Raw genomic sequence first — 12,664 nt, 5'->3', positions numbered from 1 at the left:
CGGGTCTCGCAGGGTTTATCGGGCAATGGGTGACAGGCGCAGCAAGTGGATCCGACGGCTGTCGGCGTTCAGGATGCGAAAGCGCCAGGAGCCGATTTCCGTGGTTTCATTGCGCTTGGGCAGGTGCCCGAAAGCACTCATCACCAAGCCGCCGACGGTGTCGAACTCATCGTCGGAGAACTGACTGTCGAAGAATTCGTTGAAGTTCTCGATCGGCGTCAGCGCCTTGATCAGGAAGTCGCCGCTGGGCAGCGGCTTGATGTAGCTGTCTTCCTCGACGTCGTGCTCGTCTTCGATGTCGCCGACGATCTGCTCAAGCACGTCTTCGATGGTGACCAGCCCGGCCACGCCGCCGTATTCGTCGATGACGATGGCCATGTGGTTGTGATTGGCGCGGAATTCACGCAGCAGCACGTTCAGGCGCTTGGACTCGGGCACGAAGGTGGCCGGGCGCAGCAAGTCCTTGATGTTGAAACTGTCGCCGTTCTCCTGAAGGATCAGCGGCAGCAGATCCTTGGCCAGCAGCACGCCCATGACGTCGTCATGGCTCTCGCCGACGACCGGGTAGCGCGAGTGAGCGGAATCGACCACGGCGGGCAGGAATTCGCGAGGTGTCTGGGTCGCCTTGATGCTGACCATCTGCGAACGGGGGACCATGATGTCCCGCACTTGCAGGTCAGCGACCTGGATGGCGCCTTCGACGATGGCCAGCGCTTCGCTGTCCAGCAGTTTGTTCTGGTGTGCATCGCGCAGCAGCTCCAGCAGCTCCTGGCGGTTTTTCGGCTCATGGGCAAAAGCCTGGGTGAGCTTGCCCAGCCATGACTTCTGCCCGTTGCTCGATCGATCTTCGCTCATAGCGATTACTCTGAATCCTTTGTCGTTACAGGTTGATGTATCAGTGTTCGTCGCCGGCGTAGGGGTCGGGGTGACCCAGCTCTGCAAGCAACGTTCGTTCCAGCGACTCCATTTCCTCGGCTTCGTCATCTTCTATATGGTCGTAACCCAATAGATGCAAGCAGCCGTGAATCACCAGATGGGCCCAGTGGGCCTCAGCGGTCTTGCCTTGTTCGGCAGCTTCGCGCTCCACCACCGGGATGCAGATCACCAGATCGCCCAGCAGCGGAATGTCGAGCAGTTCGTCGGGCACGTCGGCGGGGAACGACAACACATTGGTGGCATAGTCTTTCTGCCGCCAGGTGTGGTTTAGCTCACGGCCTTCGGGCTCGTCGACCAGGCGGATGGTCAGTTCCGAGTCGGCGCTGCGCTGGCGCAGGGCCAGCTCGCACCATTGGCGCAACTGAGCCTCGCTGGGAGCGGGGCGTTCGCTGGCCAGTTGCAGGTCAAGTTCAAGCATCGTGGCGATTGCCCTTGTCAGCGGTCGCCCGCTCATCCTGAAGGTTCTCGAAGCGCTCGTAGGCTTCGACGATGCGTTGCACCAATGGATGGCGCACGACGTCCTTGGGCATGAAATGCGTGAAACTGATGCCCGGCACGTCCTTGAGCACCTGGATCACATGGTTCAGCCCGGACTTGGTGCCACGGGGCAGGTCGACCTGGGTGATGTCCCCGGTGATCACCGCAGTGGAGCCGAAGCCGATCCGGGTCAGGAACATTTTCATCTGCTCGACCGTGGTGTTCTGGCTTTCGTCGAGGATGATGAAGCTGTTGTTCAGCGTACGGCCACGCATGTAGGCCAGCGGCGCAACCTCGATGACTTGGCGTTCGATCAGCTTGGCGACGTATTCGAAACCGAGCATTTCGTACAGCGCGTCGTAGAGCGGACGCAGGTACGGGTCGATTTTCTGAGCCAGATCGCCGGGCAGGAATCCGAGTTTTTCCCCCGCTTCAACCGCCGGGCGCACCAGCAGGATGCGGCGCACCTGTTCGCGTTCCAGCGCATCGACGGCGCAGGCCACGGCCAGGTAGGTCTTGCCGGTACCGGCCGGACCGATGCCGAAGTTGATGTCGTTGCCCAGGATTTCCTTCACGTAGCGCTGCTGATTCAAGCCGCGAGGGCGAATCATGCCTTTTTTCGTGCGCAGGGCCACGGCAGGTTCCGACGGAGCATGGTTCTCGAGTTCTTCGAGGGCTGACTCCTGCAGGAACAGGTGAACGGTGTCCGGCGACAACTCGCTTCCCTTGGTTTCCCGATAGAGGCGGCGCAGCAGGTTTTCCGCGGAGGTGGTGTGCTTGGGTTCGCCGATCAGTTCGAACTGGTTTCCGCGGTTGCGGATCTCGATGGCCAGGCGCTGTTCGATCAAGCGCAGATGCTCGTCGAATTGCCCGCACAGATTGGCGAAGCGGCGAGCCTCAAAGGGCTCGAGAATGAAACGATGTGGTTCGATGGGTGCGTTCAAGGTCGTTTTTAGCCGCCCTGGGGCAATTAAGATGAAATCAAGGATAACGCCAGTAGGCTGGGTGCGAAAGCTCTTAAACAGGCGAATCTGATTCCAGCGACCGGCGCGGTCTTTTGTGGGAGCGGGCTTGCTCGCGAAAGCGGTCTTGCATCCAGTACAGGTGTCGCCTGGTATGTCGCCTTCGCGAGCAAGCCCGCTCCCACAAGGATTCGCGTTGCTACTGAATCAGCGAGCCGCGCAGGGAGTGCGGTTGCGCGGCGTCGATGTGTACGTCGGCGAACTGGCCGATCAGGGCCGGGGTGTCGCAGCGGAAGTTGACGATGCGGTTGTTTTCGGTCCGCCCTTGCAATTCGCCCGGGTCTTTTTTCGAGTAATCGGTCACCAGAATCCGCTGGACGGAGCCGACCATTTGTCGGCTGATCTCGAAACCTTGCTGGTTCAAGCGATGTTGCAAGGCGTTGAGCCGTTCTTTTTTCACTTCTTCGGGGGTCTCGTCCGCCAGATCGGCCGCCGGGGTGCCGGGGCGCTGGCTGTAGACGAACGAATAGGAAAAATCGAAGCCCACGTCTTCTATCAACTTCATGGTCTGCTGGAAATCTTTCTCGGTTTCGCCGGGGAAGCCGACGATAAAGTCCGAACTGATGCAGATCCCTGGCACTGCCGCCCGCAGTTTGCGCAGCTTGGATTTGTACTCCAGCGCCGTGTGGTTGCGCTTCATGGCTGCCAGGATCCGGTCGGAGCCCGATTGCACCGGCAGGTGCAGATGCTTGACCAGCTCAGGCACTTCGGCGTGGGCCTGGATCAGGCTGTCGGAGAACTCCAGCGGGTGCGACGTGGTGTAGCGGATACGGTCGATGCCCTCCACGGCCGCCACCACGCGGATCAGCTCGGCGAGGTCCGCCAGGCGCCCGTCATGGGTCAGGCCGCGATAACCGTTGACGTTCTGCCCCAGCAGCGTGACTTCGCGCACGCCGTTTTCCGCCAGGTGGATGATCTCGGCGATGACGTCGTCGAACGGCCGGCTGACTTCTTCACCGCGGGTATAGGGCACCACGCAGAACGTGCAGTACTTGCTGCAACCTTCCATCACCGACACATAGGCGCTCGGGCCGTCGATGCGGGGTTCGGGCAGGTGGTCGAATTTTTCGATTTCCGGGAACGAAACGTCCACTTGCGGCAGTTTGGTGATGCGCGCGGCGTCGATCATCTCCGGCAGGCGGTGCAGGGTCTGCGGGCCGAAGACCACATCGACGTAGGGCGCGCGGTCACGAATGGCGGCGCCTTCCTGGCTGGCCACGCAACCGCCCACGGCGATGACCATTTCCGGGTTGGCCAGTTTCAGTTCACGCCAGCGGCCCAGCTGGGAGTACACCCGGTCCTGGGCGCGCTCGCGGATGGAACAGGTGTTGAGCAGGATCACGTCGGCGTCTTCGGCGCGGGCGGTGACTTCCAGGGCCTGGTGTTCACCCAGCAGATCGACCATGCGCGAGCTGTCGTACTCGTTCATCTGGCAACCGTGGGTTTCGATGTAAAGCTTCTTGGCCATGGACGGAGTCATCACGTGATTCAAAGAACCGCGCATTATAGGGAACAAGTCAGCCGGTTCCTACCGCTGTGCGAGCAGTGGCTATGCTATAGTTCGCGCCCTCATTTTTACCCGCCGATGTGTTTCGCCAGCCATGACCAAACGTGAAGCTCCAATCTACAAGGTGATTTTCCTCAACCAGGGCCAGGTGTTCGAAATGTACGCCAAGCAGATCTATCAAAGTGATCTGTGGGGCTTCCTGGAAGTCGAAGAATTCGTCTTTGGCGAGCGCACGCAAATGGTCGTCGATCCGAGCGAGGAAAAGCTCAAGGCGCAGTTCGAAGGCGTGGTGCGCAGTTTTGTGCCGATGCATTCGATCGTGCGTATCGACGAGGTCGAGCGCCTGGGCACCCCGAAAATCAGCGAAGCCCGCGGCGCGGTCGGTAATGTCATGCCGTTTCCGATGCCGATGCCTGAGAAGTAAGAATCAAGACCGAGTTGCCTTCATTCGCGAGCAAGCCCGCTCCCACAGTGGATCTCCTGTGAACACATTATTTGTGAACACTGAAGACCCCATGTGGGAGCGGGCTTGCTCGCGAAGGGGCCGGTAAGGCCACCGCAATGATCAGGGCAGTGGCGAGAAGGGCGTGCGCCCGTCGGCGTTCTGCAATTCCATCAGGTATTTGCGGAAGATCTGCCCCAGCACCTGGGTCGCGACTTCCAGCTCGTCGCGAGGCATCTGTTCGGCGACTTCGTCGGCGGTGTCCAGGGCTTCTTCGGCGCCATTGACCGCTGCCATCTTCAAGACAATGTAGGCCTGCACGTTGTTGGCCGGCACGCCTTCGCCATGGAAGAACATGCCGCCCAGCTTGTATTGCGCCTGGGCATGGCCTTGCAGTGAGGCTTTCTCGAAGTAGCTGAGGGCCAGCTTGAGGTCGCGCGGCGCAGCCTTACCGGCGTAGTAGAACTCGCCCAACTCGTATTGCGCTTGCGCATCGCCCGCGTCCGCCGCTTTTTGACAGGCGTCGAGTGCCGGTGCGAGATCTTGTGGCTGGGTGTTGAGCGTGCAACGGCCCATCGCCGGGATCAACAACGAGTTGCCGCCTGCTTGTGCGTTCACCAGCAGCGGCTGAAGGAGCAACAGGCAGCCCAGGGCAAGGGTGCGGCCGGTGCGGTTCATGGGAATCGACTTACCTCTGAGGGGCACGCGGACCCTCCGGGGGATCCAATAAGCGCGCATTATGAAATAAGCAGGGCCATCCTTACAAAGTCTTTACTCGTTTTTTCTGCTGCGAGGGAGCGCTATCGACAGCTTCGAGGGGTAATACGTAGGAAAAGAGGTAAGAGGTTGTCGTCAATCACTGACGCCAGCGTCAGCCGGCGTCAGTTATCCACAGGCTTACTTCAACGCGGCGAAGGCCCGCTCAGCGGCGTCGAGGGTGATTTTCAGCTCGGCCTCGCCATGGGCGATGGAGGTAAAGCCGGCTTCGAACGCGCTCGGTGCCAGGTACACGCCACCCTCGAGCATCAGGTGGAAGAAGCGCTTGAAGCGGTCAGCGTCGCTGGCCATCACCTCTTCGAAGGTCACGATGTCATCGGCGCCGCTGAAGTACAGGCCGAACATGCCACCGGCCTGGGTGGTCACGAACGGAATGCCCGCCGCGTCGGCACGAATCTGCAAACCGTCGAGCAGACGGGTGGTGTAGTCGGTCAGCTCGGCGTGAAAGCCGGGGCGGCTGATCAGACGCAGGGTGGTCAGGCCGGCGGCCATGGCCAGCGGATTGCCTGACAACGTACCGGCCTGGTAGACCGGACCCAGCGGCGCGATGCATTCCATGATGGCACGCTTGCCACCGAAGCAACCGACCGGCATGCCGCCGCCGATGATCTTGCCGAAGGTGCTCAGGTCCGGTGTCACGCCGTAATGGGCCTGGGCGCCGCCGAGGGCCACGCGGAAGCCGGTCATCACTTCGTCGAAAATCAGTACCACGCCGTGCTGGTCGCACAGGCTGCGCAGGCCTTCGAGGAAACCCGGCGCCGGCGGTACGCAGTTCATGTTGCCGGCCACAGGCTCGACGATGATGCAGGCCACTTCCTGGCCGACTTCGCCGAGCATCTTCTCGACCTCTTCGAGGTCGTTGAATGGCAGGGTCAGGGTGTGCTTGGCAAACGCCGCCGGTACGCCGGCCGAACTCGGTACGCCTTGGGTCAGTGCGCCGGAACCGGCCTTGACCAGCAGGCTGTCGGAGTGGCCGTGGTAGCAGCCTTCGAACTTGATGATGCTGTCGCGACCGGTGAAGCCCCGCGCCAGGCGAATCGCACTCATGGTCGCTTCGGTGCCGGAGCTGACCATGCGCACCATTTCCATCGACGGCACGATCGAGCAGACCAGGTCGGCCATCTCGGTTTCCATGGCGGTCGGGGCACCGTAGGACAGGCCATGCTGCAACTGGTTGCGCACTGCTTCCAGCACGTCCGGATGGCTGTGGCCGAGGATCATCGGTCCCCACGAACCGACGTAGTCCACATAACGCTTGTCATCCTCGTCCGTCACGTACGCGCCTTCGGCATGCTTGAAGAACAACGGGGTGCCGCCCACGCTCTTGAACGCACGAACGGGGGAGTTCACGCCGCCGGGGATATGTTTCTGGGCGTTGGCAAACAGGGTTTCGGAACGGGACATGGTTGGGCTCTCGAAATCGAAAAATTATTTGATCTGCAACAGATCGTTGAAGGCACGGGCGCGACGCGTCACTTCCAGGGGGCTGTCAGCGCCGAACAGGCCATGGACCACGGCCAGCAGGTCGACACCGTGAGCCACCAGCGCGGGGGCGTTGTCCAGGGTGATGCCGCCGATGGCGCACACCGGTATATGCAGTTTGAGCCTGGCCTGGTCGAGCAGTTCAAGGTTTGCGCTGGGTGCGCCGGGCTTGGTGTTGGAGTTGAAGAAGCGTCCGAACGCGACATAGCTGGCGCCTTCGCTGGCCGCCTGTTCGGCCAGCTCCAGGCTGGAATGACAGGTGGCGCCGATGATTGCATCGCGCCCCAGCAGCGCCCGCACCGGCGCCAGTGGGCCATCGGTCTGGCCCAGGTGAACGCCGACGCCCAGGCGCGCGGCCAGCTCGGCGTCGTCGTTGATGATCAACCGGGTCTTGTAGCGCTCGCACAGATTGCGCAGCGCTTCGGCTTCGCGCAGACGGCGGGCTTCGTCGCTGCTTTTATCACGGTATTGCAGCAGGGTGACGCCACCTTCCAGCGCCGCTTCTACATAGGCGAGGAATTTGCCGGCCAGCAGTTGGCTATCGGTGATGGCGTAAAGGCCACGTAGTTTCATTCCACAGCCTCCGGAGCTACGAGCAGAAATCCAGCGGCAGGCGCCGCGGAACGAACTGGCCTTTGCCCAATTGTTCGGCATCGCGCAGGGTGCGCCAAGTGTAATCCAGTGCTGTCTTGACCGCGCTGGCTAGGTGTTCGCCCTGGGCCAACCGTCCGGCCAGGGCGCTGGCCAGGGTGCAGCCGGAACCGTGGTAGCTGCCGGGCAAGCGCTGGCAGGTGAAGGTTTCGCGGCGACCGTCACGGCTGTACAGGCGATTGTGGACTTCATGTTCGTCGCCGTGACCACCGGTGATCAACAGGTGCTTGACGAAGGGCAGCAGTTTTTCGGCGCACTCATCGGCGCTGCCCTCGGGCAGTTCGGCGAGGATGCGTGCTTCCGGCAGGTTGGGGGTGGCAATGATTGCCAGGGGCAACAGGCGTTCGCGCATGGCGTAGCCGACTTCATCCTTGCCCAGGCGTCCGCCGCCACCGGCACGCAGCACCGGGTCGCAGACCATGGGCAAATGCGGGTGCGCCTGCAGCAGTTCGACCACCGTGTCGACCATTTCCAGTGAGCCGAGCATCCCCAGCTTGACCGCCGCTACCTGCGAATCGTTGAGCACGGCATTGGCTTGCGCCAGCACCCACTCCCGATCGAGCACGCGGAAATCGCTCACGTTAACCGTGTCCTGCACGGTCAGCGCGGTAACGGCCGGGGCGGCATGACAACCCTGGGCGAGCAGGGCTTCGATATCTGCCTGCAAACCGGCGCCACCACTGGGATCGTGGCCGGAGAGACAGAGGACAACGGGGCGAGAGCTGTAGATATTCATGGTGCGCGAGCTTACCACCAAACCCCTTGTCGGGCGCGCCTGTAGTGACGGGACTATCTACAGGCAGGATTTATTTGTGGCGAGGGGATTTATCCCCGCTGGGGTGCGAAGCGCCCCCATTCAAACTGTCTGATATACCGAGCCGACAGTTACTGGGGCTGCTGCGCAGCCCAGCGGGGATAAATCCCCTCGCCACAACCGAGCCTGACTCCAGGGCTGTATTGCACGCTGACCAAAGCAACAGCTCTATCTCAATGCTTCGCGCTGGAACGCCCGTTCTAGAGCCCTCTGTAGGAAAAATTTCAATGGTGCAAATTGGCCATCAACGGCTATGCTAGAAATGGATCCAACCAATAACAGGTAATGCCGGTTTTACGTCTACTCAGGGAATGGGGGGCTTCCTGATTCAACCGGACAGGCCACGCTGGGGCTTAAATGCGCTATTTGCTGATGTTGCTGCTGTGCTTGCCCGCTTTGGCAAGCGCCCTCGAGTTCGATGAATTCACCCAAAGCCTGCCCTTGGGCCATGCCCTGCAGGTATTCGAAGACACCAACGGCACGGCCACCATCGATGATGTCCTGGCAGAGGCCGCGGCGGGGCACTTCAAGCCCCATGACAAAGCGACGCTGAACGCGGGTTATTCGCGCTCGGCATTCTGGCTGAAAATAGATCTGCACTACCGCCCCGGCAATCCGGACGCCCAGCGCACCTGGTTGTTGGAACTGGCCTATCCGCCGCTGGACCATCTGGACTTGTATCTGCCTGATAGCGCCGGGGCGTATCGCCTGGTTCGCCAGACCGGCGATGCCTTGCCGTTCGCCAGCCGTGAAATTCGCCAGAACAACTACCTGTTCAGCCTGGACTTCAAACCCGGACAACGCCAGTCCGTGTACCTGCGCCTGCAAAGCCAGGGTTCGATCCAGGCGCCGCTGACGTTGTGGTCGAGCACGGCCTATCTCGAGCAACAACCCGTGCGCTTGTACGTATTGGGCATCATCTATGGCGTACTGCTGGGGATGCTGGTCTACAACCTGTTCATTTACCTGAGCGTGCGAGACACCAGTTACCTTTATTACATCGTTTATATCGCCTCGTTCGGCTTGTATCAGTTGTCGGTCAACGGAGCGGCCGTGGAGTATTTCTGGCCGGACAACCCCTGGTGGGCCAATGCCGCAACACCCTTTTTCATCGGTTGTGCGGGCCTGTTCGGCAGCCAGTTTGCGCGCAGTTTCCTGCAAACCGCGCAACACAGTCGTTGGCTTGACCGGCTGCTGCTGGCGCTGATCGTCTACAGCGCAGTAGTAGTGGGCCTGTCGCTGATGACCAGTTACGCTCTGGCCTTGCGCCTGGCGACGGCATTGGCGCTGGTGTTTACCGTGGTGATTTTCGCCGCTGGGCTGTTCGCCTGGTGGCGTGGCCTGCGGGTGGCGCGTTATTTCATCATCGCCTGGTCGGCGTTTCTGCTGGGGGGTGTGGTCAACACGATGATGGTGCTCGGTTATCTGCCGAACGTATTCCTGACCATGTACGCCAGCCAGATCGGCTCGGCCATCGAAGTGGCGCTGTTGTCCCTGGCCCTGGCCGACCGTATCAATGCCATGCGCGAGCAGCAGGCCCAGACCCTGTTCGATGCCGGGCAGAAACTTGAAGTGCTCAACCAGCAATTGGCCCACAGCAACAAACTCAAGGATGAATTCCTCGCCACCTTGACCCATGAACTGCGCACGCCGATGAACGGCGTGATCGGTTCTCTGGAGTTGATGGAAACCGTCGAAATGAACGAGGAGCTGACCCAGTATCAACAGACCGCCGCTGGTTCTGCGCGGGACATGATGCGTATGGTCAACGGCATCCTCACCCTTACCGAGTTGCAGGCCGGCAAGCTCAAGGCCTACCCGGCGCCGTTCAGCCTGCGCGCGATGGTCGACGCCTTGCAGGTGCAGTTCGGGGCCAATGCGGCGGTCAAGAGCCTGGATTTCAAGGTCGACGTGGCCCCCGGCCTGACGGACCGGCTGATCGGTGACAGTGGCAAACTGGCCCAATGCCTGGAATGCCTGCTGGACAACGCCGTCAAGTTCACCCGCACAGGGGGCTTGGCGCTGCGGGTCAGTGGCAGGCCGTCGGGGCTCGATCGGCTGGTGCTGTCCTTTGCCGTGATCGACACCGGTATCGGTTTCACGGACCTTGGAGAGGCGACCTTGTACCAGCGCTTCTTCCAGCTTGACGGTTCCATGACCCGGGAATACGGCGGCCTGGGTGTGGGTCTGGCGATCTGTCGACAGCTGGTGGAGTTGCTGGGCGGACGCTTGACCCACACCTCCGAACCCGGTCGCGGTAGCCGATTCCAGTTGGATGTCGAGGTGGAAGTGGCCTTGCCCGTGGAGGCGCCGACGCCATTCTCGTTCAGTCCGCGAGAAAGCGCGCGGTTGCCCCAGGATTGCACGGTGTTGCTGGCTGACGACAACAGCATTGATCTGCTGGTGATGCGCGGCATGTTGCTCAAGCTCGGTTACCGGGTGCGTACCGCCGACAGCGGCCGCGCGGCACTGGATATGCTGCAGGGCGAGAGTGTTGACGCGGTGCTGCTCGATTGCCAGTCGCCACCGCTGGACGGGGTGTCGGTCTGCTGTCAGATCCGTACGCTCGCCGGCTGCGAGGATCTGCCGGTGTTTGTGGTCAGTCCCCATCCGAATCACGAGCGCTGCACGTCGGGCGCGTTGACCGATTACCTGAGCAAACCGGTGAAATTCGAGGTGTTGCGCACGATTCTGCAACGACGGGTGCTTTGTCCAAGACAGGGTGAAAGCGCCGATATTTAGGCGGGTATGACACTTTGTTCGGCCTTGGGGCAGTGCTTAACTGAACCTCTGCTGGCCGACCAAGGAGCCCTGTCATGAACCTGCACCAGTTCGCCGAAACCCACGAGGTCACCAATCAGCCACCGTCCCTGGATGGCGCCAACCTCTATCGCATCGACCTGCCGCTGCAACAGTGGTCGCAGCGTTTCGGTGCGGGTTGGGCGCAAGGGCGGATCGACGCGTATGGGGCGCTGGCCGGCGGGCCGCTGATGGAAGCGGGGTTTCTGGCCAATCAGAACAAGCCGGTTTTTTCCAGCCACGATCGCTACGGTCATCGCATCGATCTGGTGGAATTCCATCCCGCTTATCACCAGTTGATGCGCACCGCCGTCGAGCATGGCCTGCCCAGCCTGCCATGGGCCCACCCGCAACCCGGCGCCCACGTCGCCCGAGCCTCGATGACCTATCTGCACAGCCAGGCTGAAGCCGGCACCGGTTGTCCGCTGACCATGACCTTCGCCAGCATCCCGGCGTTACGCTTGCAACCGGACCTGGCCGAGCTCTGGGTGCCCAAAGCGCTCGCCACCGAGTACGACTCGCGAAACGTTGGCATGGCCCACAAGGCCGGAGTCACCCTCGGCATGGCGATGACTGAAAAGCAGGGCGGCACCGACGTGCGGGCCAACACCACCAAGGCATATCCGGTGGGCGCCAGCGGTCCGGGGCAGGCCTATGAACTGGTGGGCCACAAGTGGTTCTGCTCGGCGCCGATGTGCGATGCCTTTCTGACCCTGGCCCAGACCGACAAGGGCTTGAGCTGTTTCCTGCTGCCGCGCCATCGCCCGGACGATACGCGTAATCAGTTCTATATCCAGCGGCTTAAGAACAAGCTGGGCAATTGTTCCAACGCCTCCAGCGAAGTCGAATTCCGTGGTGCGCTGGCCTGGATGGTCGGTGAAGAAGGGCGGGGCGTGCCGACGATCATCGAGATGGTCGCCATGACCCGTTTCGATTGCATGGTCGGTTCCAGTGCTCTGATGCGTCAGGCTCTGACCCAGGCCAGCCATCACTGCGCGCACCGCAAGGTCGGTGGCAAGTTGTTGAACGAACAGCCACTGATGCAAAACGTGCTGGCCGACCTGGCGCTGGAAAGCGAAGCCGCCCTGGCCTTGAGCCTGCGCATGGGGCGGGCGCTGGATCACTTGAGTGACGAACACGAGGCCAAGTTCGCGCGGCTGGTGACGGCGGTGGGCAAATACTGGATCTGCAAACGCGCCCCCGCGATGATCAACGAAGCCGCCGAATGCATGGGCGGTGCCGGTTACGTCGAAGACAGCATCCTGCCGCGCCTGTACCGCGAAGCACCGGTGAACTCGACCTGGGAAGGTTCCGGTAATGTGCAGTGCCTGGATGTGTTGCGGGCCCTGTCCAAGGAACCGGGCGTGCTTGAAGTGCTGTTCACCGAGTTGGGTGACGGCCACGGCGACAAACGCCTGGCTGCCCACATCGATCGGTTGCAGGCGGCGTTCAAGGATACCGCTGACATCCAGTACCGCGCCCGGCAATTGACTGAAGAGATCGCCATCGGCCTGCAAGCCAAGCTGCTGCTGGAAGCGGGCAACAGCGACGTCAGCGATGCCTTCATCGCCAGCCGCCTGGGTTCGGCTGGCGGGGCCTACGGCGCCTTGCCCCGAGGCCTGAATGTCGAGGCCATCGTGGCGCGCTCCACGCCCCAGGGTTTCTAAGAAGACTAAGAAACCCCTGTGGGAGCGGGCTTGCTCGCGAAGGCGTCGGCACATTCAACATCTTTGCTGACTGATACACCGCTTTCGCGA

Annotated in this window: 11 protein-coding genes; 3 read left to right on the top strand and 8 right to left on the bottom strand. The window is 61.5% G+C overall.

The window, feature by feature from the left end; translation table 11 throughout:
* Positions 1-15: 15 nt before the first annotated feature.
* The 4 genes from BMY45_RS03490 to miaB all read right to left on the bottom strand — a co-directional run bounded on the left by BMY45_RS03490 (position 16) and on the right by miaB (position 3,903).
* Positions 16-855 carry an HlyC/CorC family transporter gene (locus tag BMY45_RS03490; RefSeq protein WP_025215634.1) on the bottom strand — a complete coding sequence of 280 codons (840 nt, stop codon included), beginning with the start codon at positions 853-855 and terminating at the stop codon, positions 16-18.
* 40 nt (positions 856-895) lie between these two features.
* Positions 896-1,354, bottom strand: coding sequence for an rRNA maturation RNase YbeY (gene ybeY / locus BMY45_RS03485; RefSeq protein WP_047229507.1), 459 nt, complete (start codon positions 1,352-1,354; stop codon positions 896-898).
* Positions 1,347-2,357 carry a PhoH family protein gene (locus BMY45_RS03480; RefSeq protein ID WP_092394557.1) on the bottom strand — a complete coding sequence of 337 codons (1,011 nt, stop codon included), beginning with the start codon at positions 2,355-2,357 and terminating at the stop codon, positions 1,347-1,349. Before BMY45_RS03480 ends, ybeY begins: the two co-directional genes overlap by 8 nt.
* A 217-nt stretch (positions 2,358-2,574) precedes the next feature.
* Positions 2,575-3,903: a tRNA (N6-isopentenyl adenosine(37)-C2)-methylthiotransferase MiaB gene (gene miaB / locus BMY45_RS03475; RefSeq protein ID WP_177193294.1), complete on the bottom strand. Its 1,329-nt coding sequence runs from the start codon at positions 3,901-3,903 to the stop codon at positions 2,575-2,577.
* 133 nt (positions 3,904-4,036) lie between these two features.
* Between miaB and BMY45_RS03470 the strand changes: the two genes are divergently transcribed.
* Positions 4,037-4,366 (top strand): DUF1820 family protein, encoded by a 330-nt coding sequence (locus tag BMY45_RS03470; RefSeq protein WP_016773045.1) that lies wholly within the window; start codon positions 4,037-4,039, stop codon positions 4,364-4,366.
* 141 nt (positions 4,367-4,507) lie between these two features.
* On the opposite strand, the gene BMY45_RS03465 is transcribed toward BMY45_RS03470, so the two are convergent.
* From BMY45_RS03465 to BMY45_RS03450, 4 genes are all read right to left on the bottom strand, one after another.
* The gene (locus tag BMY45_RS03465; RefSeq protein ID WP_092394551.1) at positions 4,508-5,062 is read right to left on the bottom strand and encodes a tetratricopeptide repeat protein; all 555 of its coding nucleotides are present in this window, start codon (positions 5,060-5,062) and stop codon (positions 4,508-4,510) included.
* A gap of 219 nt (positions 5,063-5,281) precedes the next feature.
* Positions 5,282-6,565, bottom strand: coding sequence for a glutamate-1-semialdehyde 2,1-aminomutase (gene hemL / locus BMY45_RS03460; protein WP_092394549.1), 1,284 nt, complete (start codon positions 6,563-6,565; stop codon positions 5,282-5,284).
* A gap of 24 nt (positions 6,566-6,589) precedes the next feature.
* The gene (gene thiE, locus BMY45_RS03455) at positions 6,590-7,216 is read right to left on the bottom strand and encodes a thiamine phosphate synthase (protein ID WP_092394546.1); all 627 of its coding nucleotides are present in this window, start codon (positions 7,214-7,216) and stop codon (positions 6,590-6,592) included.
* A gap of 16 nt (positions 7,217-7,232) precedes the next feature.
* Positions 7,233-8,030 carry a hydroxymethylpyrimidine/phosphomethylpyrimidine kinase gene (locus BMY45_RS03450; protein WP_076383510.1) on the bottom strand — a complete coding sequence of 266 codons (798 nt, stop codon included), beginning with the start codon at positions 8,028-8,030 and terminating at the stop codon, positions 7,233-7,235.
* A gap of 435 nt (positions 8,031-8,465) precedes the next feature.
* On the opposite strand from BMY45_RS03450, the gene BMY45_RS03445 reads away from it, so the two are divergent.
* Positions 8,466-10,850 carry a hybrid sensor histidine kinase/response regulator gene (locus BMY45_RS03445; RefSeq protein ID WP_092394543.1) on the top strand — a complete coding sequence of 795 codons (2,385 nt, stop codon included), beginning with the start codon at positions 8,466-8,468 and terminating at the stop codon, positions 10,848-10,850.
* A gap of 74 nt (positions 10,851-10,924) precedes the next feature.
* Positions 10,925-12,574, top strand: coding sequence for an acyl-CoA dehydrogenase family protein (locus BMY45_RS03440; RefSeq protein WP_092394540.1), 1,650 nt, complete (start codon positions 10,925-10,927; stop codon positions 12,572-12,574).
* The last annotated feature ends 90 nt before the right edge of the window (positions 12,575-12,664 follow it).

The organism is Pseudomonas sp. NFACC39-1 (assembly GCF_900110355.1).
In the GTDB taxonomy this organism is placed as follows: domain Bacteria; phylum Pseudomonadota; class Gammaproteobacteria; order Pseudomonadales; family Pseudomonadaceae; genus Aquipseudomonas; species Aquipseudomonas tehranensis.
This window is presented reverse-complemented; position numbering and strand designations above follow the sequence as displayed.